Source organism: Psychrobacter sp. H26 (assembly GCF_059073035.1).
This window is the reverse complement of the sequence record NZ_JCACRW010000001.1, coordinates 150,299-170,311: the sequence shown is the minus strand read 5'-3', so window position 1 is coordinate 170,311 and position 20,013 is coordinate 150,299. Positions and strand designations below refer to the sequence as shown.

At 44.3% G+C, this 20,013-nt stretch carries 20 protein-coding genes and 2 tRNA genes; 7 read left to right on the top strand and 15 right to left on the bottom strand.

Annotated features, from left to right (window positions below; genetic code table 11):
* Positions 1–43: 43 nt before the first annotated feature.
* The gene (locus AC5JPT_RS00880; RefSeq protein ID WP_493856733.1) at positions 44–2,227 is read right to left on the bottom strand and encodes an ATP-dependent helicase; all 2,184 of its coding nucleotides are present in this window, start codon (positions 2,225–2,227) and stop codon (positions 44–46) included.
* Positions 2,228–2,730: 503 nt separating this feature from the next.
* Between AC5JPT_RS00880 and ychF the strand changes: the two genes are divergently transcribed.
* The 4 genes from ychF to AC5JPT_RS00860 all read left to right on the top strand — a co-directional run bounded on the left by ychF (position 2,731) and on the right by AC5JPT_RS00860 (position 6,924).
* Complete coding sequence (ychF, locus tag AC5JPT_RS00875; protein ID WP_443524295.1) at positions 2,731–3,822, top strand: redox-regulated ATPase YchF; 1,092 nt, start codon at positions 2,731–2,733, stop codon at positions 3,820–3,822.
* Between the two features lie 184 nt (positions 3,823–4,006).
* Positions 4,007–4,543 (top strand): hypothetical protein, encoded by a 537-nt coding sequence (locus tag AC5JPT_RS00870; protein ID WP_493856732.1) that lies wholly within the window; start codon positions 4,007–4,009, stop codon positions 4,541–4,543.
* A 182-nt stretch (positions 4,544–4,725) separates the two neighbouring features.
* A complete protein-coding gene (locus AC5JPT_RS00865) occupies positions 4,726–6,138 on the top strand; it encodes a deoxyguanosinetriphosphate triphosphohydrolase (RefSeq protein ID WP_493856731.1) in 1,413 nt (470 codons plus the stop codon).
* A 105-nt stretch (positions 6,139–6,243) separates the two neighbouring features.
* Entirely contained in the window at positions 6,244–6,924 is a 681-nt protein-coding gene (locus tag AC5JPT_RS00860) for a TetR family transcriptional regulator (protein WP_319050194.1), read from the top strand.
* A 21-nt stretch (positions 6,925–6,945) separates the two neighbouring features.
* Here AC5JPT_RS00860 and gspK read toward each other — a convergent pair whose 3' ends face one another.
* The 8 genes from gspK to tsaA all read right to left on the bottom strand — a co-directional run bounded on the left by gspK (position 6,946) and on the right by tsaA (position 15,075).
* On the bottom strand, positions 6,946–8,010 hold the full coding sequence (gspK, locus tag AC5JPT_RS00855) for a type II secretion system minor pseudopilin GspK (protein ID WP_493856730.1): 1,065 nt from the start codon (positions 8,008–8,010) through the stop codon (positions 6,946–6,948).
* 48 nt (positions 8,011–8,058) lie between these two features.
* The gene (gene gspJ / locus AC5JPT_RS00850; protein WP_493856729.1) at positions 8,059–8,892 is read right to left on the bottom strand and encodes a type II secretion system minor pseudopilin GspJ; all 834 of its coding nucleotides are present in this window, start codon (positions 8,890–8,892) and stop codon (positions 8,059–8,061) included.
* On the bottom strand, positions 8,889–9,383 hold the full coding sequence (gspI, locus tag AC5JPT_RS00845) for a type II secretion system minor pseudopilin GspI (protein ID WP_493856728.1): 495 nt from the start codon (positions 9,381–9,383) through the stop codon (positions 8,889–8,891). The genes gspJ and gspI overlap by 4 nt, the downstream gene beginning before the upstream one ends.
* Positions 9,383–10,225, bottom strand: a complete 843-nt coding sequence (locus AC5JPT_RS00840; protein ID WP_493856727.1) for a prepilin-type N-terminal cleavage/methylation domain-containing protein — start codon at positions 10,223–10,225, stop codon at positions 9,383–9,385. The genes gspI and AC5JPT_RS00840 overlap by 1 nt, the downstream gene beginning before the upstream one ends.
* A gap of 159 nt (positions 10,226–10,384) precedes the next feature.
* A complete protein-coding gene (locus tag AC5JPT_RS00835; protein ID WP_319050189.1) occupies positions 10,385–11,068 on the bottom strand; it encodes a TetR/AcrR family transcriptional regulator in 684 nt (227 codons plus the stop codon).
* A 233-nt stretch (positions 11,069–11,301) separates the two neighbouring features.
* Positions 11,302–12,090, bottom strand: a complete 789-nt coding sequence (locus tag AC5JPT_RS00830; RefSeq protein ID WP_493856726.1) for a TatD family hydrolase — start codon at positions 12,088–12,090, stop codon at positions 11,302–11,304.
* A 238-nt stretch (positions 12,091–12,328) separates the two neighbouring features.
* Positions 12,329–14,116 carry a type IV pilus assembly ATPase TfpB gene (gene tfpB / locus AC5JPT_RS00825; RefSeq protein ID WP_493856725.1) on the bottom strand — a complete coding sequence of 596 codons (1,788 nt, stop codon included), beginning with the start codon at positions 14,114–14,116 and terminating at the stop codon, positions 12,329–12,331.
* 53 nt (positions 14,117–14,169) lie between these two features.
* Complete coding sequence (gene tsaA / locus AC5JPT_RS00820; RefSeq protein ID WP_493856724.1) at positions 14,170–15,075, bottom strand: tRNA (N6-threonylcarbamoyladenosine(37)-N6)-methyltransferase TrmO; 906 nt, start codon at positions 15,073–15,075, stop codon at positions 14,170–14,172.
* A 442-nt stretch (positions 15,076–15,517) separates the two neighbouring features.
* On the opposite strand from tsaA, the gene AC5JPT_RS00815 reads away from it, so the two are divergent.
* The 3 genes from AC5JPT_RS00815 (at position 15,518) to AC5JPT_RS00805 (ending at position 17,890) form a co-directional block, all read left to right on the top strand.
* The gene (locus tag AC5JPT_RS00815; RefSeq protein WP_319050186.1) at positions 15,518–16,291 is read left to right on the top strand and encodes a ferredoxin--NADP reductase; all 774 of its coding nucleotides are present in this window, start codon (positions 15,518–15,520) and stop codon (positions 16,289–16,291) included.
* A gap of 140 nt (positions 16,292–16,431) precedes the next feature.
* A tRNA-Leu gene (locus AC5JPT_RS00810) sits at positions 16,432–16,518 on the top strand.
* Between the two features lie 172 nt (positions 16,519–16,690).
* On the top strand, positions 16,691–17,890 hold the full coding sequence (locus AC5JPT_RS00805) for a tyrosine-type recombinase/integrase (RefSeq protein WP_493856723.1): 1,200 nt from the start codon (positions 16,691–16,693) through the stop codon (positions 17,888–17,890).
* Between the two features lie 45 nt (positions 17,891–17,935).
* Here the strand turns inward: AC5JPT_RS00805 and AC5JPT_RS00800 are convergent.
* From AC5JPT_RS00800 to AC5JPT_RS00775, 6 genes are all read right to left on the bottom strand, one after another.
* Positions 17,936–18,011, bottom strand: a tRNA-Arg gene (locus tag AC5JPT_RS00800).
* A 38-nt stretch (positions 18,012–18,049) separates the two neighbouring features.
* Positions 18,050–18,235: a hypothetical protein gene (locus AC5JPT_RS00795; RefSeq protein WP_493856722.1), complete on the bottom strand. Its 186-nt coding sequence runs from the start codon at positions 18,233–18,235 to the stop codon at positions 18,050–18,052.
* Positions 18,236–18,391: 156 nt separating this feature from the next.
* The gene (locus AC5JPT_RS00790; protein ID WP_493856721.1) at positions 18,392–18,523 is read right to left on the bottom strand and encodes a hypothetical protein; all 132 of its coding nucleotides are present in this window, start codon (positions 18,521–18,523) and stop codon (positions 18,392–18,394) included.
* A gap of 8 nt (positions 18,524–18,531) precedes the next feature.
* Entirely contained in the window at positions 18,532–19,104 is a 573-nt protein-coding gene (locus AC5JPT_RS00785) for a M15 family metallopeptidase (protein WP_493856720.1), read from the bottom strand.
* A gap of 38 nt (positions 19,105–19,142) precedes the next feature.
* Entirely contained in the window at positions 19,143–19,484 is a 342-nt protein-coding gene (locus AC5JPT_RS00780; RefSeq protein WP_493856719.1) for a hypothetical protein, read from the bottom strand.
* Positions 19,484–20,005, bottom strand: a complete 522-nt coding sequence (locus AC5JPT_RS00775; protein WP_493856718.1) for a hypothetical protein — start codon at positions 20,003–20,005, stop codon at positions 19,484–19,486. The genes AC5JPT_RS00780 and AC5JPT_RS00775 overlap by 1 nt, the downstream gene beginning before the upstream one ends.
* Positions 20,006–20,013: the final 8 nt, after the last annotated feature.

Sequence of the window (20,013 nt, the reverse complement as noted above, 5' to 3'; positions counted from 1 at the left end):
TTTGTCTTATAAAAATAACTTAATTACGCAGTCTCATCAACAGTTACCACCACATTGGATCATCATTATCCATGATAGGCAGTTTTACCGTTTCTACTGTTACCTCGTCGGCAGATAACTCCGCGATGAAGCGTGATGTCATATCAAAGTATCCAGAGTAGCTAGAAAAATAATTCGGCGCGGTCAGATATAACTGTGTCTTTGCACGACTACAGGCCACATAAAACAGTTTACGCTCTTCTTCTAATGCTTCAAAGTCATCCAGCGAGCGGTGATGCGGCGTGATGCCATCTACCAATGAGTTAACAAATACCACTGGCCACTCTAGCCCTTTGGCACTATGAATGGTTGAGATAGTAACTTTGTCATTACTCTGTTCATCATCAGATCGCCCCATGACCGCGACCGAATCATTCGGTGGGTCGAGCGCAAGATTTTCTAAAAAGCTATCGAGGCTCGTGTGCTCTGTCGCTAAGTTCTTTAACACCCGAAAGTCCTCAGTACGCTCACGCCAGTTGTCTTCAATCAGCTTTAACACAGGAATATAAAAATCAAGAATACGCTCAATGGCTATTTCAACCGATTCCGCTTTCTGGGCGCTGACAAGTGTATGGTACAGCGGTTGTAGCTGTTCACTTTTCTTGGCAAACGGCGCTGCCAATAACGGCTCAAACGCATTGTTGTCAGCAGTGATGGCTTGTGTGAGACGAGTTGCGGTAACTGCGCCTACCCCTTTAAACAAGGTCAATATACGGTGCCACGCAATCGTATCATTCGGGTTGTAAAGTATTTTAACGAACGCCAACACATCTTTGATATGTCGTCTTTCGATGAATTTGATACCGCCCACCACGATAAAGGGAATATTGCGCGCCATAAACTCCAACTGTACATAATTGGACTGAAAAGACGTACGGCACAACACAGCAAAATCGTTATAGTCAAACTCTGGCTTGAGCGCGATAATTTTATTAGTAATATAACTCGCTTCTTTCGTCTCATCGCTGAGTCGTCGAAATATTGGTTTGTCGCCTGCTACGGGTGCGTCAGAGTACAACTGCTTTTGATAGCCCAAGGTAATTTGCGCTGACAATGCATTGATATAATCCAAAACTGCGGGCGTGCTGCGATAATTTTGTTCAAGCTTGAGAAGTTTGGCGGCAGGATATGTCTCACCGAACAGCAAAATGTTTTCATAATTGGCACCGCGAAAGGCGTAGATGCTTTGATTGTCATCACCAACGACCATTAGTGACACCGAATCAGGCTCACAGATCAAATCGATCAGCTGCTTTTGCGGGATATTGGTGTCTTGGTATTCATCAACCATGACATAACCGTACGTGCTTTGGAGACGCTTTCGAAAAGTGTCGTTGGTTTTTAGATGACGCACCACTTGACTAATGATGTCGTCAAAATCATATAAGTGATTGGCGCGTTTATACTCATGGAAGTCAACTGCCAACTGCTCGATGATAGGAATGTGTACCGCGATATCAGGGTAATTATTTTCTATTAAGTCGCGAATATGAATACGCCTGTTTCTAGACGTTGATATGATATTTTGCAGTGTTTTTTTGCGCGGAAAAGCTTGGGTTTTAGTTTGTGCGGGATATTTTTTTTCTTTATGTACCAAGTCAATCGCATCTTCGCTATCACTGGTATCCAAAATAGTAAATCGTGGATTGATACCAAGCAGCCCAGAATACTGACGTAGCAGCATATTGCAAAACGAATGGAACGTGCCACTCGTGATGCTGTTTAATGCCTTGTCTGTTGGTAATTTATCTTCAGCTAGCTCTTCGTTTGTTAGCCTACTTGCCAGCAAAGACTTAGCGCGATCTTTGATTTCATTCGCGGCTTTACGAGTGAATGTCAGTAGTAATATCTCTTTGGGCGATACCCCGTTTTCGAGCAAGTAACTGGTGCGATAGGTCAAGGTTTTGGTTTTGCCAGAGCCTGCGCCCGCAATGACCAACACTTTGCCTTCGGTGGTAGTGGCTGCCATAAGCTGATCGGGATTGAGCTCGCTGGCATAGTCAACCGTTAATCCTAAATGACTATCTAACCGTTGAGCGAGAAGCTTGGTATTTTTGACATCACTGGTATGAATTAAATTTGCCTCTAGCTTTTTTATGGCCTGCTCAAGTCGAGCAAGCTTAGGCTTCATCTCAAGGAAGTTTTGCGGATATTTATAGCGCTGTGTATCAAAGATCGAGATTGTCATCGTCAGATATTGCCTTACGTTTTATTTTGGTGCGAACTGATTGTTTTTTGGTCAGCTTTTTATCGCTGTGATATCAGGCTATAGAATCAGTATTAGCTGTTAAGTCAAACACCACACAAGTGCTTCATCGTCTTGTGCTTTAGGGTACTGTTTGTATCAGATAGCTTACCATACTAAAAAGTCTTGAATAACCGCGCAAAAGTAATGCTTACCACTCATATAAGCTGCCCGACTCGTTTATGGACGCTCTATGTATACGAACCTAGCCATCGAGCAAGCTGTCATTGGCAGGCAAAAACCTTAGCATATAAAGTAACAACCTCACCCCTATTCAGGTAAATTTGCTACAATGTGCCCAATTTTGATTGACTATCTGACTGCTGTTCTAAATGCCTATTTTAAATAGGCTTCGTTTCGTACAGGTGAGGTTTTAGGCTTACGCCATAATCAGTCTGATAGTCACTACATACCAACTATTTTTATTAATACATTGAGAGAATGTTATGGGTTTTAATTGCGGCATCGTCGGCCTACCAAACGTGGGTAAATCCACCTTATTTAATGCATTAACCAAAGCGGGTATTGCCGCTGAAAACTTTCCATTTTGTACCAAAGATCCCAATACTGGTATCGTACCAGTACCTGACCCACGCCTAAAGCAACTGGCGGATATCGTCAATCCTGAGCGCGTGATGCCTACGACGATGGAGTTTGTTGACATCGCAGGGCTGGTCGCAGGCGCCTCAAAAGGTGAAGGTATGGGCAACCAGTTCCTAGCCAATATCCGTGAAACTGATGCGATTGCTCACGTCGTTCGCTGTTTTGACGATGACAACGTGGTACACGTTGATGGTCGCGTCAGCCCGATTGATGATATTGAAACCATCAATACTGAGCTGGCTTTAGCCGACTTAGAAGCCGTTGAACGCGCTATCCTTAACTTGACTAAAAAAGCCAAGGGCGGTGACAAAGACGCCAGCGCCATGCTTGATGTGTTCAAGAAGATTGAGCCATTATTAGCAGAAGGCAAAGCGGCACGTGCGGCTACTCTAGATGCTGATGAGAAAAAATTAATCAGAAGCTATGGTTTAATCACTCTAAAACCTACCATGTATATCGCGAACGTTGCTGAAGATGGTTTTGAAAACAACCCATACCTCGATGCAGTGCGCGATTATGCCACTGGTGAAGATTCTATCGTGATCGCTCTATGCAACCAAATCGAAGCTGAAATTGCTCAGCTGGACGAAGAAGATAAGAAAGACTTTTTGGCTGAGATGGATATGGAAGAGGCCGGTCTTGACCAAGTCATCCGCGGTGGTTACGACTTACTTGATATGCAGACCTACTTCACAGCTGGCGTAAAAGAAGTGCGCGCATGGACAGTAGCCATTGGCGCAACCGCACCGCAAGCAGCAGGCGTGATCCACACTGATTTTGAGCGTGGTTTCATTCGTGCAGAAGTCATCGCCTATGATGATTTCATCGAACATAATGGTGAAAAAGGCGCTGCTGCTGCTGGTAAATCACGTCTAGAAGGCAAAACTTATATCGTGCAAGATGGCGATGTCATGCACTTTAGATTTAACGTTTAACTTTGAACAGTTAATACTGTCTGATCGCTGACAAGCCGATGTTGGACATTTTCCAGCATCGGCTTTATTTTATTACTTTATTGTTATAATATAACATATCTTTTTTGTCTTACTTTAGGATTATATTGTGATAAATTCTTTTACTTTCTCCAAATTCGTAAGCATTTCTCTAATAAGCAGTGTTATGACAGTTTCACTGTTAGGTTGCCAGCCCAAAACAGACAGTGAACCAGTAGCATCTGAAGATGTAACAACCACAGACAGTCATGCCGGACACGATGAACATGCTCATGAAGAGCATGACCACGAAGCACATGATGATATGGAACACGATCATGAAGGACATGACCATGAAAGCCATAGTGACATGGATGTTCATGAAGGACATGATCATGCAGGTCACGACCATTCTGAGCACGCCAGCAACAGCATAACGTTCACCTGTGAGCCAGCTGCTACTATCGGTGTCTCTTATCATAATGATGTTACGCCGCAGACAGCACATCTGCTTATCGATGGTATTGAGTACGATTTGTCAGCGGCTTCTGATAGCAATGTGAATACGGATAAAGCCACCTACACCAGTGATATTGGCTTAGATAACGATCATGGTATTATCTGGCAAGTAAATGGTGACAGTGCGACATTGCTAAACAAAACATTAGACAGTAACGTGGCTATCGAAGAGGAAGACGTACTTTTTGACTGTCAGAAGTCTTAATATAGTCCGTTCAATATCTATTAGTTATAAAGGCGGCGAGTGACAGTACTATTATAAGTCAGTTAAAATAAGTCAGTTAGGCGAAACTGACACTCTATCAGCTGTATAAAGGATGGACTATAGCTGTACCAAGGGCGCTATTTTGCTATGCTAGAGACTCCCTTGGTTTCGGATGTTTTAGTATGGTAAGTACCTCGCCCTCTTTGCTGTCTTCTACCGCGCAATGGTCTCATCTTCTCAATTCGCAACGTCTTGGCGCTGCCAAAAAGCCTAACGCCAATACCAGTACACGCTCTCAGTTTCATAAAGACTACGACAGGTTGGTATTTTCTCACTCATTTCGTCAATTAAACCAAAAAACCCAAGTCCATCCTTTGACCAATCAACTGGGCATTCATACCCGCCTTACCCATTCACTTGAGGTATCCTCTATTGGGCGCTCATTGGGCATGATGGCAGCAGAAAAACTCCATGATAAATTGGGCAGTGGTCTACCAGCAGGCGTCTCACCATATGATGTCGGGGTGATAGTACAGGCGGCCTGTCTCGCTCATGATATTGGCAATCCGCCTTTTGGCCACGCTGGAGAGTACGCCATTCGTGATTGGTTTAGGCAGTCCGACCCTCAGGCAGTATTACAACAGCTGAGTAGCAATGAGCGACTGGACTTACTGGCTTACGAAGGCAATGCTCAAGGGTTTCGGCTCTTAGTACGCAATGAGCATCATCCTGATAAAGGCGGTATGCGTCTCACCTGCGCAACGCTAGGCGCTTTTATGAAGTATCCTTGGCTCGCCACTCACAGCAATGACACTAATGATAAAAACCACAATATACAGAAGTTCGGCTGCTTTTATAGTGAGGCTGCTCAGTTAGAGGAGCTGGCAGCGTGTTTACAGCTGCCGCGTGCCACACAACACGATGGGTTTACTCGTCATCCTTTAGCCTACTTATTGGAAGCGGCAGACGACATCTGCTATGCCCTAATTGATTTAGAAGATGGCATTAATCTCAATATGCTCACCTATCATGAGGTTGCCACGATATTTTATGAATTGATTGGTGAGCGTCCTGATAGCGTCAGCCTGCCCGCGCACATGTCTGTTAGGCAGAGCCTCGCATCATTGCGATCACGCGCTATGATGCGTTTGGTCAATACAGTCACCGATGCTTTTGTCGCCAACAGTGCAGCGTTACTGGCTGGCACACTACAAGGCAGCTTATTTGCTCACTGTGATACTAGCGTACAAAACGGTATCTTGCAGGCCAAGCAATTAGCGCGTGAAAAGATATTCAATCACCCAAGCAAAGTCAGAATGGAGCTGATGGCCAACCAATGTCTGCATCGCCTGATGGATGCTTTTGTGCCATTGGCTTGGACAGGCTCTCAAGTAGACAGCTTATCATCGATGTCTTTTGAGCAGCAGCGTCTACTGAGCTTACTACAGCCACATTTTGACGAACATCGCCGCATGTTATCAGACGATATTTATGACAATATATTGAATATTTTAGATTTTATTACAGGCATGAATGACCACGAGGCTTATCGATTGGCGCAAGAACTACAAGGCCATTGGGGTACCGTGGTTTAAAAAACCAGGTACAGATCTAGTAAATTCACACGAATTGCGCATTTTGGTCGTATTTATGCGTTGAAATGAGTATGATAAACACTTATCGGACAATTTTGAAATATTATGAGCAGTCGCGAACAAAAAAAACTTCAAACTCGGCACGCTTTTTTTAACGCCGTACTTGATCTATGTATGACAGGGCAATCTTTTAGCTCTATTAGTCTCAGGCAAGTCACCCGCGAGGTTGGCGTAGTGCCGACTGCGTTTTATCGTCATTTTGATGATATGGAGTCACTAGGGCGCGCCTTAGTCATCGAGGAGCTGGGCGGTACGCTAGCCGCACTTAGCGATAGTCTACAAATCGGACGCAAGCGTAGTTTTGATCGTCAGATAGCTAAGAGTATTCAGCTGTTTTTGTATATGGTCAGCGACCAGCCTTATTACTGGCAGTTTTTGGTCAGTGAGCGTTATGGCGGTTCAGAAGCGGTACGCAAAGCTATTAATGAGTTAGTAAAAAAGCATGCTCAAAGCTTAGCAGATGATTTGGCGTTACAGCCAGCGTTTACGCATATCAATGCTTATGATCGCCGTTTGCTGGCTGAGGCTGGCGTAAATATGTTCTTTTCTTGGATTATCGACTGGTTGGAGTTGACTTATACTGAAGACCACGATGATGAGATCGATCTAAATGAGATCGAAGAGAATAAGCAGTTGATGCTCCATAATTGTACTCGTCAAGCACAGATGTTGTTTTATGGTGCTTATAACTGGAAATCGAGTGAAGAGACTCGCCTGCGAGATTAATGAGTCATTCACGATGATTCACTAAAAACTCGGACGAAAAGCCCATAGTCGCTGTCCAATCACTTTGATTTCTTTGGGAGTGTCGCTATTGGTATTACTACCATCAGTACCTTTTGGGGTTTGGTTATTATTTGACCGCTGGCTGTCATTCACTGCGGTCTTGCTGATTAAAACGGTAGCAAAGCGCTGTCTACCCCGTCCATTATCAGTAACAACATTGTCACTTGCTGTGATAAGCGCCATAAAAGCCTGACTGTCAACTGCTAGCAACGGGGCTATCGCTTGACGCTGTGTATCATCTACGTCGCTCAGATTTGCCAGCTGCCATATCTCATCGATAGAGGTCAATGCTTGCCTTGCGCGCGCGTCGACCAATCCTTGCATCTGCTGGCTGGTTGCACCATCAATCAGTGCTGCTAACAACACTGGGCTGGCAGCATTGATGTTGATAGGCACGTAATAAGGAACCGCAGTCAGATAAGGTCGCATGGTCGCTAACGCCTCAGCACTTACCCCTTGCACTTCTTGTAACTGATCAATACTGACAAAAGATTGATTAGGTAAAGCGCCATTTGCAGTGCCGTTTAACTGCTGGGCGTATACTGTGCTTTCATCACCACCATCTTGATAGACATCGCTGTCCGCGTCTTGCCAATCAAGTACCGCAATAGCAATATCTGTCTCTAGGTTTAGTTCAGTCAATAATCGTTGAAAGACTGCCAGTGCAGCCGTATTAACCGCACCGCCTTGATACAAATTATTGATATTAAAACGACCCGCCTCATCGCGTAACTCAACACTAATACCATGGTTCGCCAATGTGTAAGGCGGAATTGGCTGTGCCCAAATGTCTCGCTCACTATCGGTATCGTTAAGCTGACTATCCGCGCGAATCATCGTCACTGCCAACTGTTGACCAGCATCGATATCTTGCAATAGCTGATTTTGATCAAACAATAAGCCGCTACGCCTAATAGCGACCTTTTGACTGGCCAACATCGCTCCTGCAACCACGGTAATACTCACGACCAATAGCAAGATCGTGAGCAGCGCCACACCACGCTGAGCATTCACTATTATTGACATATATGGCCTTTATCGCTGAGCAAGCGATGCCTGTTAAATACTACCCTTTCAATTACCATTTTCTGTACTTCCATTATCTGTATTGCTGCTACCATTACTATCACTACCACTATCGTTACCATTACCCTCAGGATTGTTAGTCACGCTTGGCGTACTTTGTGGTATCGGCTGCGGAGTAAGCGCCCACTGCCACGTGATTGGCATATCTTGATACGTAAAATTAATAGAAACACCTTTTGGGAGCAGAATAGCATCGGGCTTACTACTCTCAGTATTTGCTGTCTGTCCCAAGGCGGTGTTGATAGTAGTGCTACTACTATTGATATCATCACTTGGAAATTTAGGGCTTAGCTCTGGTAGATAGGCTTGCCAACGTCCTACGCTAATATCTTCTAATAGCACGCTGTCTAAGCTGACGCTATTGCTTCCATTTTCTAGACTGGTGTACTGCCGACGTATTAAGCGCCCATCTGCAAATACATATTCGATATGCTGGACGCTCGTGCTGCTTTGATAGCGTGGGTCAGGATCAGCAAAACGTACAAAACTGATGTGTTCACTATCTACCTTCATAAAAGGTTCAGGTACTGTTTCGCTGGTTTGCTCGCCTGCTGGACTGGTACTATCTGTACGGTTATTTGTAAGCACAGCAACACTGACGTTTGGATCGCTAGGCGCTTGGTAAGGGACTACTTGTGCCATATCTTGTTGCAGCTGCAAATAAGCATACTGTAGTACAGCCAAGTTATCAGCATGGGTTTGGGCGCGTTCACGAGCGCGGTTGACACTATCAAATACTTGCCAGCCTGCGACTGCTAGCATCGCGAATATCGCCATAGCAACCATCAGCTCGAGCAGTGTAAATCCACGCTGTCGCTTCACAGGCCATCTCCTGCTTGCCTGGTATTATCACCACCCACGTTATTAAAGTCTAAGCTTGCCGTATCTTGCTCAGCATTACTTAGCATGATACTAATATCAGTGACCGAGGTACGTGTTTGTCCATCTATGATAGGTGCCACCGATATATTAACTTCTTTTAGAGCAGGTGTGATGGCATCGCCAACTGTCATCACTATTTGCCAGTCACGACCTTGAGCATTCACGGTTTGAGTACGATTGGCGGTCAGCCATGTCTCTTGGATTCGTAAGTCAGCAGCGGCATTTTGCGCCACAAAATGAGCGAGCGTACGGGTACGCAATATATCAACCGATCTTAAATACGCACTGCTGGCACGGCTGGCTGCTACTGCTACTACTGCTAAGATAGCTAAAGCAACCATAACTTCGATTAACGTAAATCCACTCTCACGTTTAGCATTGATTACTCTCGGCTTATTCATCGTTCTGGGACTGTTAGATCGTTTACTCACTATAGTCCCTGCCCTATCATCATACTACCATCAGGCATAATGGTAATCACTTCCCCTACTAGTCGCGAATCATGGATGACTTCAATAGTAACTGGTGTCGCTTGTCCCGTACCAAACCATAATAGCTGTGGTACGGTTTGATCACTAAACCAAGGTTGTAGCGACTGCGTCTGTCTTGTATTTGCCAGATTGATAGCGTCCAAGCTTTGGATTCTGATACTGACACCAGCAGGTAACTCAGGCAAGCTCACTTCTGACTCAAGATCCCAGCTCGGTGTTGGCTGCTGCTCTCCAGTGGAGCCTGACATACCGCCCAGATCTGCAGACAGCTCCATCGAGTTTTTCGACTGGCTGTCGAGGTTATTTGAGAAGGAGCCTGATAGGGTGCCTGATATGCTATCAGCAGTTTGATAAGCGATATAGGGATTTGACAAGGTGACGATGACGGGCTCTATTTGACCTTGATTATCTGCTTGTAGACGCAAGCCCATTGGCTGCATACGCTCAGCTGACAGTAGACGAACGTAGCTCAAGGAGTCGGTAAGGTGCTCATAAAAGGCGCGGTTTTTTCGGGACTCGCTACTCCCAACAGACAGACTCATCATGCCAGCAAATATAGACAAAATAACCACCACTACTACGATTTCAACCAGTGTAAAGCCAGTCTGCGTGGTCTTATATATCGATAAAGGAGATAATGAGTCACAAACAGCTGTAGGAGCACCGCTGTAGTGAGGGTTGGTAGCTATCGTACCGAAGTGGGTTAAACGTGAGGTTTGACTGATTAAGGCTAAAGGGCGAGTGGCCACTGAGCTGGACTGAGTCTTGACAGTGACCGGCATATCGCACCTATAGAGCCTGTAATTCGTTTATATATGTAGGATAATAGATTTTGCTTTTGTAAATGCTAAAAGGAGACCTTTAAATGTGTTGCCATCGCGGATATAACAACACAGAAATGACGTCATTGGGGGTAGCCAAAATAATAGATCATAGACCGTTTAATAATTGGTATTACGATGCTCTTCTGACTCAGTGTCAATCTGCTCTACTAGCTCTTGCATGTCCTCATCCATCACCTCATCATCCTCAGCGGGATAATGACTAGGCAACTCTAGCATTTGTTGAACAAAAGCGTAGCGCAAGGTATCACGGCGACCTAAATAACGCTGATAAAAACTTGAATTTAACAGCCCTGCACCGCCTTGACCCATTGCCCAAATAGATGACAAATAGTCACGTGTGCTCAAACTACTGTGTTCATCTTTTAAGTAAGCACTAATAATATCAATTAAGCGCTTCATACGTTGGCGGCGAATATCATATAACTCACCAAACAAGCGATTGAGACCAGTAACTGATGCAGCAAGACGCTCTTCGATTTGATTCAGTAGCATGGCTTTTTGTGGATTAAATAACTGCTGAAAAATCATGCGGGCAACACCTGCTGATGGGCAGTCATCGATACGGTTGATATCGAACAGTTGCTCTTCATAACGAATAATAATACGTAGGTAGAGCTCATCTTTACTAGAAAAATGCTTATATAGCGTGCCTTTGGCCAAGTCTAGCTGATCTGCCAAACTGTCCAACGTAATATCACCATCGCCTGACTCAAGTAGCAATTGCTCTGCCATCGCTAAGATATTCTCTTCTCGTGCCTTGAACTGATGCTGACGACTCATAATCTCTCCTAAAACATGACAAGATTAAGCATACAACCATCATTCACAGCAGTATAGGTAGTAAGCGTTTAATGCTATACCAAAACTGCTAAAGCTCTACAACGGGGAATATGCTTATGTTTGCTGACATAGTTATCGGTAGTCATGTGGTTATATTTATTGTGATAAATACTTAGGGGGATTGAACCACAAGACTATCGAATAAATGACTGATTGGTCATAGCATAACCATTTTAGTGGTACTGTGCCAGTAAATTTTCAAAGTTTTTTGCCGTCAATGCACCTATTTCTTCTGCACTACAACCATACATGTCTGCGATGCAGCTCGCCACGTAGGGCACATACGCAGGCTCATTGGGTCTACCGCGTTTGGGGACTGGCGCCAAGTACGGACTATCAGTTTCGATTAACACTCTATCTCTTGGCATTTGTTTAGCAGCATCCTTGATATCTTGCGCGCTCTTAAAACTCACGATACCTGAGAATGAGATATAAAAACCCAGATCCAAAGCACGCTTTGCGGTCTCCCAGTCTTCAGTAAAACAATGAATGATGCCATGCTCAGCGCCCTCACTTTTTAGGATATCTATCGTATCCTCTTTTGCATCGCGCATATGTATCACCAGCGGCTTTTTTAACTGTTGACTGGCATGAACATGGCGCGCAAGGCTGGCTTGCTGCTCTTTTTTATTTTCTGTTGACCAATAGTAGTCAAGACCCGTTTCTCCTATTGCCCATACGTGATCAGCCTTTGCAGTTTCTATCAGACGCTCGACGGTCGCTGATTGCAAGACACCAATATCTTCACAGGGATGGATACCCACACTCATCCCTAAATTGAGTGTCTCATCGCCATAGGTACTAACAATATTTGCAATCTCATCATATTCCGCAAAATCACACATAATTGCCATCGCACGCGTCACATTGGCAGCTTTCATGGCATCAATTGCGCCTGTCAGTTGACCATCATACTTGGTTAAATCTAAGCGGTTTAGGTGGCAATGTGTATCTGTAAACATAAATAATCTCGTTATTGGAAGCGTATCGGTAAAAACTATTCAATAAAAACTATGCAAATTAAAAATTCGTTAGTATCTTAATTGTTCTATCAATGATGGTTTTCAAGTAGTGGATGATTTTCGAGCGGCGTAAGTTCAAGCCAAGTAACGTAAGTGCAGCTACGTGCAACGGAAAATAGACTTACGCTCGGTTGAGTGTTTAATGAGTATATTTTCACTTAACGTATGGTGCCTAACGTTAATGCAGCGGCACCACACGCATGACTTCTTCTATCGTTGTCACCCCTTCGCTAATGCGTTTAGCACCTGAGAGACGCAGTGGCTGTACCCCTTCACGGTACGCTTGCTGTTTGAGCACATCTAAGTTGGCATCAGCAGCAACCAGTTTTTTTAATTCATTAGATAGCGGCATAATCTCGTAGAGGCCAACTCGGCCCTGATAGCCTGTATGGCGACAGTGCTCACATCCCTGCGCCGTATAAATCTGTGCAGGTAATGCTGCACGCCACGGTTGGACCAACTCTTGCCATTGAATGGCGATTTCGCTATCTGGCGTCACGTCCACTGCTTGCTTACAATGTGAGCATAGTGTACGTAGCAAACGCTGAGCCATCACCCCTAGTATCGTCGCTGACGTCAAAAATGGCTGGATACCGAGATCATGCAGACGAGTGAGCGAGCTTGGTGCATCGTTGGTGTGAAGCGTCGAGAGTACCAAATGCCCTGTTAGTGAAGCCTGTACGGCCATATTTGCCGTTTCGGTATCCCGAATCTCTCCCACCATAATAATGTCAGGATCCTGACGCATCAACGAGCGAATACCGTCAGCAAAGTACAGATCAACTCCTGGATTGACCTGCATTTGGTTAAATGCAGGCTCTATCATCTCAATCGGATCTTCAATCGTACAGACATTGACTTGCTCAGTGGCCAGTTGCTTAAGCGTGCTATAAAGAGTCGTGGTCTTACCTGAGCCTGTCGGGCCCGTGACTAGAATAATACCATTAGGGTTCGCAGTCAGCTGATGCCAAATCTCAAGCTGCTTGCCTGAAAGACCGAGCTGAGCAAATGAGCGTACGAGTACTTCAGGATCAAATACACGCATGACCAGCTTTTCACCAAAGGCAGTGGGCATGGTTGAGAGACGTAACTCAGTCTCCAATCCTTTTGGTGTACGGGTTTTTAAGCGACCATCTTGGGGTTTGCGTTTTTCTGCGACGTTGAGACGCCCCAAAATTTTGATACGCGCTGTCACTGCCACGATAATCGCAAGCGGCATCTCATACACAGTATGTAGCACGCCATCGATACGGAACCGCACTTTGCCCGTCTCACGGCGTGGCTCTAAATGGATGTCACTGGCGCGCTGTTCAAAGGCATATTGCAACAGCCAATCAACGACTCTGACAATATGCTGATCATTGGCATCAGGATTGGTATTGTCACCCAACTGTAATAACGCTTCGACGTTAGTGACATCAGCCGCGGCGCGTTTGTGAACACTGTTTGCCCCAGCGATCGCTTGCGTGACTTGATAGAACTCCTGACGGTAACGATTGATTTGGTCAGGACTGATATAAACCGTGCGATAGTTCTTTAATTTAATCAGCTTTTCAATACTGGGGTGCCAATCGGTATAAAAAGGCTGGTCGGTACCGATGACGACCTCATCTAGAGTAACCTCTATCGGCAAAATATGCTGTGAGCGCGCGTACTCAAATGACATCAGCTGCGTGACGGCAGGCACATCAATTTTGAGCGGGTCGATACGGATCAGCGGTATGCCCGCTTTTGATGCTAGCCACTGATTTAACCATGCCAGCGTCAGTTTACTTTCAGCGCTCGTGTCTGCTGCATGACCATTCGGCAACCCAAACTCACTAATCGTCAGCAGTGGATGTTGTGTTTTATCACGGCGGCTGGTAATCACTAGGTTGTAGCTGCGCTGATCAATGATTTTATCTGCCAATAACTCATCTAGGCACCAACGCAAATCAATCACTATCGAATAATTTTGAGCAGACATATTTTTCTTCTTCTATTCTGGTTAAATGGTCTCTTATCAAACAAGGCATCAACTCATACGAGCGCTATTGCCACCACTGATGTTATTTGTAGCTGCCCTGACGCTATTAGCCTAAAGCCCACATCAACAGACTTATAACGCATCACAAATGATGCATCCACCTCTTGACGACGATAAGCTGGACGCGGGTCTTGAGCGATTAGCGCTTTGATAGCATCGATATCAGAGACTACCAGCTGGCTTTGTATCTGACGAAGTGTTGCAGCTACTGTAGCATTTCTGGTGGCACTTTTTATATGGCTGCTTATGTGGCTGCTTATATCAGTACTGCCCTCGTCACTATCGTTGATACCAGCTGGCTCTTTAGTGCTCATTAGCAGCATAAATTGCTCGTAAGCATGATCGGTCATAATCACGTCTAGCAGCGTTGGCGCAGCGGATGCAAACCCGCTTTGTGCCTGTTTGAGTGCATCGCTATAGGATACATACGGCTTTATATCAATAATTGGGGTACCGTCTATCATGTCAGCACCTTTAATGATAAGTAGTATACGACCTTGTATTACCTCTACCCGCTCAAGTTTGACAACAGATAACCCCAATGCTGATGGTCGGTACATACTACGACTGGCAAACACCCCTATCTTTTGGTTACCACCCAATCTTGGAGGGCGCACTTGTGCTCGAAAGTTACTATCCGCTTGATGGTTGCCGTTATATCCAAGATTTTTGTATCGATAATTATGATGAAACTGCCAACTGATCCATATATGACTAAAAGCATCTAAACCCTCAAACGCGGCTGGCGTATCATAAGGTGCGACCATTTCAATAGCGCTGGTCAGCGCGACCAAATTTGGCTGGCGCGGTGCCCCAAATTTTTGCGAAAGCGGTGCACGGTGGTAGCCAATGATAGGCGCTTGATGATAACCAACTAAAGGCATATTGCCATCAGACATAAGCCTGCTCCAGTAATAGCTGACTGTCTTTTTAGACAGTTCTATCAAATGATACAAAATTACTCACTAACGATATTCCATTTTATCATGCTAGAAGGTAACGGCTAGACGGATTTTTATTTTAAAGTTTGGTATTATGAGCAATCATTTTGATGAGAGTCTTTTTCATTTGTACTCTCTGATACTTATTTGTAAAGGCTATTGGCATTAATTGTGAATGGGTATACGAAATACAATATAGGCTACCTTCTCTTTTATAGAGACTGATAGGCCAGATTTATTATTAAACCTTCGTTACTTACGTTTTAATAATCAGTATTTTCGATAACTATTAGAATACTGGTAGGTTTTTATATTTTTTAATCTATCATTGAAAATTTTGATTTAATACGTATTTAAACGTGACGACACCGACAGCAACTTATTAATTAACGAGGACTTTATGTCAAAACTTCGCACCGAAACGGTCACAGAGGTTCATCACTGGAATGACTCTCTATTTAGCATCAAAACCACTCGTGACGATGGCTTACGCTTTCGTAATGGCGAATTTGCGATGATTGGACTTGTTGTCGATGGTAAACCATTGCTACGTGCTTACTCGATTGCCAGTCCTAACTACGAAGACCAACTAGAGTTCTTTTCTATCAAAGTTCAAGACGGTCCATTGACGTCACGCTTACAGCATATCAAAGTGGGCGATGAGTTATTGGTCAGCAAAAAACCCACCGGCACATTGGTACTAGATGACCTATTGCCTGGCAAGCATCTATATATGCTATCGACAGGTACTGGGCTTGCACCATTCTTAGCGTTAGCACGTGATCCTGAAGTTTATGAACGCTTTGATAAAATCATCTTAGTACATGGCGTCCGTCATGCTCATGACTTGGCTTATCGTGATATGTTCGAAAACGAGCTGCCTAATGATGAGATATTTGGTGAATGGTACCGCGAAAAATTCATCTACTACCCGACTGTTACTCGTGAAGAGTTTAAGAATCAGGGACGTGTCACAGACTTAATGAAGTCAGGTAAACTGTTTGAAGATATTGGCTTGCCACCGATGAATAAAGACGATGACCGTGTCATGTTATGTGGTAGCATGCCGTTCAATGCTGAGGTTTCAGAGATTCTAGATGGCTTTGGTCTTACTGTTTCACCACGTATGGGTGTACAGGCTGACTATGCCGTTGAGCGTGCCTTTGTCGGTTAGATTGAGAGTAATTCAGGGAATAGAAAATTATCTAAAATAATTCTTGACGCCTGCAAATAGGCTGCTATAATACGCAGCCTATACAGTCAACACTGTAGCCAAATTCGATAATAGTTGTAATAAACATTATCTCCTAACATGCCAGTGTGATGGAATTGGTAGACATGACGGATTCAAAATCCGTTGCCTTTAAAAGCGTGTCGGTTCGAGTCCGACCACTGGTACCATATAGCAGTCTAAGTAAGTCTGAGCAAGTCCGATTAGCCCTTATGTTTAATAGCATAGGGGCTTTTTTATGTCTGTATGTGTCTGTACTTGTCTGTTGTAAACCGAGATTATTAACAGTAAACTTGGCAGTAATTACCGTTTTTACTGTATTTCTGACTGGAATTTACTGTTATGGCTCGCATCACTAATCCGCTGACCAATACCGAGGTCGCCAAAGCCAAGCCTAAAGATAAGCCGTATCGATTATATGACGGTAACGGTTTAGTGCTCAATATTGCGAAGTCCGGTACCAAAACTTGGTATTATCAATACAGTCGACCTTATACCGGCATCGCTGATATGTTTAAGTTGGGGCGGTACCCTGCACTATCGTTAGCCGATGCTCGCAAAAAACGTGCTGAGTGTGATGCGCTGATCGAAAACAACGTCGACCCAAAGACTGACAACCAAAATCAGATAGCAACCGAGCGCAATAAAATAGCGAATGACTTTAAATCGGTGTTTGATGAGTGGCTGCAGACTAAAAACTATTCGGAGTCGACGCTTAGCAAAACTCGTACTGCAGTAAACGAGATAATAGCCGTGATTGGCAATAAGCCAGTGAGTGAGATAACGACAGTTGATTGTATGGCGGTATTAAAACCGATTGAAGCTGCAGGACACTACACGAAGCTGCAGAAAACGCGCACAAAGATTAGCCAAGTCATGACTCATGCTATCGCTACTGGTCGAGCCACACAAAATCCAGCGTTGCACTTGCGTGGTGTTTTTGGTACCAGTGAAGTAAAACACGCACCGGCTATATTAGATGAGCGTCGACTTGGTGAGTTGGTAACAGCCATAGATAGCTATCACGGCAACTTCTCCACTCGTAGAGCATTACGCTTTGCAATCCTGACGTTTGCGCGTGTGGGCGAAGTACGGCACCTTAAATGGTCTGATTTGGACTTAGACAAGGGCGTTTGGATTTACACGCCACCAAAGACAAAAAAAAGCACCGGCGTTGATATGGTGTCTCCACTATCAACACAGACATTGCAAGTAATCGATGAAATGCGCGAGTATGCCACCGGTGAATATGTATTCCCCTCGTCCATGTCAAAAAGCAGGGTCTTATCTGAGAATACACTTAACCAGGCACTCAAGCGCATGGGCTTTGACAGTAGCGAGCAAACGAGCCAAGGGTTTAGAGCAATAGCTAGAACGCTACTAGAGGAACGACTAGAGTTTGAATACGCGCTGATTGATATGCAACTGGCGCACAAGGTCGTTGACGGCAATGGGCGTGCTTATAACCGCGTTAAATGGCTCGAAAAAAGAAGGGTGATGATGCAAAAGTGGGCTGACTATCTCGACTCACTCAAAACCTAGACACAAAAAAACAGCCCACTCGAATTAACGAATGGGCTTATTGTTTGGACGGGCGGTAGGAATTGAACCTACATTAGACAGAGCCTAGGAGTCTGTTGTTCTACCAATGAACCACAACCCGAATAGCTATTATAGCAGCTAAATGTGGCTAGATGATAGCTACTTACCCCATGCTTGCTGCATCATTCTAATGTCGGCAACGTGTCCGTCAGCAATTCTTGATAGCTCGCTAATCTGTCCGATACAGTCTTTTGATACGTTACTGAGGGCAACGGTGTACTGAGTTCGGGCATCGGCACTGGCTTGGATAAAGGCGGCATTGTTTTTGTCGATTGTGTCTGACAAGCTGTCAACGATAGCGACGTTATCAGCATAGTCGCTAGCAATCTGCTTTTGTGTCTGTGCGTTTTCATTAACTGCATTTTGCCACCTCTCATTGTTTGCTCGTTCAATATCGTTGATTTTGGCTAGATAAGCGGCTTGCTCAGTGATAAGTGTTAATTAATGCTCAGCTTTGACTGCATCAACCTCGTTTGCATTGTCACTACATCGACTGATAGACAGCGTGAGCGCAACGGTTAAGATTGCGATCACAATGTATTGCCAGTAGCGAGCTAGAATGATTAAAGTCATAACAACCCCTATTTTGGATAGCTTGACCAAGGTAGTTGATAATGTGGACCGTCTTTAAAACTTTTCCAGTCACCACCCCATTCAATACTGACGCCAACATCTTTTGCTGCTTGTTTCATCGCCTCGGCAAGTGGATGATAGTATTTCCAATCCCAAGTAACCTCGCCATTTTCATCAAGCGCGATTAGGTCCACAGCATGACCAGTCAAGTGACGACTGTTCATTGTCTTACTTGCACCTTTTTTAACTAACTCACGCTGACGTTCTAGCGTTCGCATACCCTCACCAACTGTAAAATCAACTGTTGTGATTTCAATTGCTCGATTAACAATGGTTTGTAAATCGAGATGGATTTTTGATAGTCGCTCTTTTGATATTTTGCTTAGCGCAAATCCGCTTTTAGTGTCAGACTTCGCAGGTATATTCACTTTAACCAGCGTCTCCGTAGCATCCTCAATATTATTCAATGCCTGATTAACGGCATCTAACGACTTTTGACCAAAATCACCGTCGATTATGTGTTTGTAAAACCCTGCACTTGCTAACGCTGTCTGCGCTTGCACTATATGACCGTAAGCCATTTTCTACACTCCAAAAAAAGCCCTAATTAAAGGGCGTGTTATTTACTTGTGCTTTCTACTACCTTTTCGCCCACCTTCTCTGCGACTTGAGCCGCAAATTTAGGGCTAACAACATCTAGGGCGACCATTAGATAACCTGAGAACGCACCTGCTGGGATTGATATGAGACAAATTGGCAGTAAGTACGTTAACCCAAACTTTTTTTGAAGAACCTCAGCAATCGCGCTACCAGCTACAATCGCTGTAAATATTAGAATTATCGATATTTTTGCGTCATAGCCTTTTTTATTTATGCCGTAGATGCCACCAACAAAACCACCGAACATACCGAATACTACTTGTGGAGTGAACGAGGTTATAACCTCCGATACTAAGCTCATTACGACTCCTTAATAGTTGCCTGCTCTTTTATAATTGCCCGTTTGATGATTTTATTACCCATAAAAAACATGGCTGCTGACCATGAGCCTATAATTACTGTTGCTGGTGTTACCATGCCATGTTGCGATGCGTAGTAAGCGCCCGTGATAACGCCCCATGCAAGAGACGTTACTATCATACAAAGACCGCTTGACTTGACAGCTCTAAGTGACGGCACGAGCATCGATATTAGCTGTGCAAAACCAAGCGCAAGAAACGCCGTAAACCACCAGATCGAAACATCATCAAACACTTTATAGCTTGGCAATGTCATGCCATCGGTGCTGAAAGTTTTGTTGTAAATGAACACAGCACTAAAACCGATGGTGAATATCGAGTTCATCAGCTCAGCGAACGTAATACTAATCGCTAAGTATTTTTTTAATTTGACAAGTCGTATGCTCGTTTTTAATGCCGACTCTGAATTGCACAGCCACTTGTTAAATAAAAACATCTTTAGCAATGTTTGTTTAACGTCCATACCTCCCC

What these genes read in the sequence shown, in the direction of transcription:
- AC5JPT_RS00835 (WP_319050189.1), bottom strand. Translation starts at nt 11,068, where the DNA reads ATGAGTCGTCAGCATCAGTTCAAGGCACGAGAAGAGAATATCTTAGCG.
- gspK (WP_493856730.1), bottom strand. Translation starts at nt 8,010, where the DNA reads ATGTCAATAATAGTGAATGCTCAGCGTGGTGTGGCGCTGCTCACGATC.
- AC5JPT_RS00815 (WP_319050186.1), top strand. Translation starts at nt 15,518, where the DNA reads ATGTCAAAACTTCGCACCGAAACGGTCACAGAGGTTCATCACTGGAAT.
- AC5JPT_RS00865 (WP_493856731.1), top strand. Translation starts at nt 4,726, where the DNA reads ATGGTAAGTACCTCGCCCTCTTTGCTGTCTTCTACCGCGCAATGGTCT.
- ychF (WP_443524295.1), top strand. Translation starts at nt 2,731, where the DNA reads ATGGGTTTTAATTGCGGCATCGTCGGCCTACCAAACGTGGGTAAATCC.
- AC5JPT_RS00790 (WP_493856721.1), bottom strand. Translation starts at nt 18,523, where the DNA reads ATGACTTTAATCATTCTAGCTCGCTACTGGCAATACATTGTGATCGCA.
- AC5JPT_RS00870 (WP_493856732.1), top strand. Translation starts at nt 4,007, where the DNA reads ATGACAGTTTCACTGTTAGGTTGCCAGCCCAAAACAGACAGTGAACCA.
- tfpB (WP_493856725.1), bottom strand. Translation starts at nt 14,116, where the DNA reads ATGTCTGCTCAAAATTATTCGATAGTGATTGATTTGCGTTGGTGCCTA.
- AC5JPT_RS00785 (WP_493856720.1), bottom strand. Translation starts at nt 19,104, where the DNA reads ATGGCTTACGGTCATATAGTGCAAGCGCAGACAGCGTTAGCAAGTGCA.
- AC5JPT_RS00880 (WP_493856733.1), bottom strand. Translation starts at nt 2,227, where the DNA reads ATGACAATCTCGATCTTTGATACACAGCGCTATAAATATCCGCAAAAC.
- AC5JPT_RS00860 (WP_319050194.1), top strand. Translation starts at nt 6,244, where the DNA reads ATGAGCAGTCGCGAACAAAAAAAACTTCAAACTCGGCACGCTTTTTTT.
- AC5JPT_RS00780 (WP_493856719.1), bottom strand. Translation starts at nt 19,484, where the DNA reads ATGAGCTTAGTATCGGAGGTTATAACCTCGTTCACTCCACAAGTAGTA.
- AC5JPT_RS00805 (WP_493856723.1), top strand. Translation starts at nt 16,691, where the DNA reads ATGGCTCGCATCACTAATCCGCTGACCAATACCGAGGTCGCCAAAGCC.
- AC5JPT_RS00840 (WP_493856727.1), bottom strand. Translation starts at nt 10,225, where the DNA reads ATGCCGGTCACTGTCAAGACTCAGTCCAGCTCAGTGGCCACTCGCCCT.
- AC5JPT_RS00830 (WP_493856726.1), bottom strand. Translation starts at nt 12,090, where the DNA reads ATGTTTACAGATACACATTGCCACCTAAACCGCTTAGATTTAACCAAG.
- AC5JPT_RS00775 (WP_493856718.1), bottom strand. Translation starts at nt 20,005, where the DNA reads ATGGACGTTAAACAAACATTGCTAAAGATGTTTTTATTTAACAAGTGG.
- tsaA (WP_493856724.1), bottom strand. Translation starts at nt 15,075, where the DNA reads ATGTCTGATGGCAATATGCCTTTAGTTGGTTATCATCAAGCGCCTATC.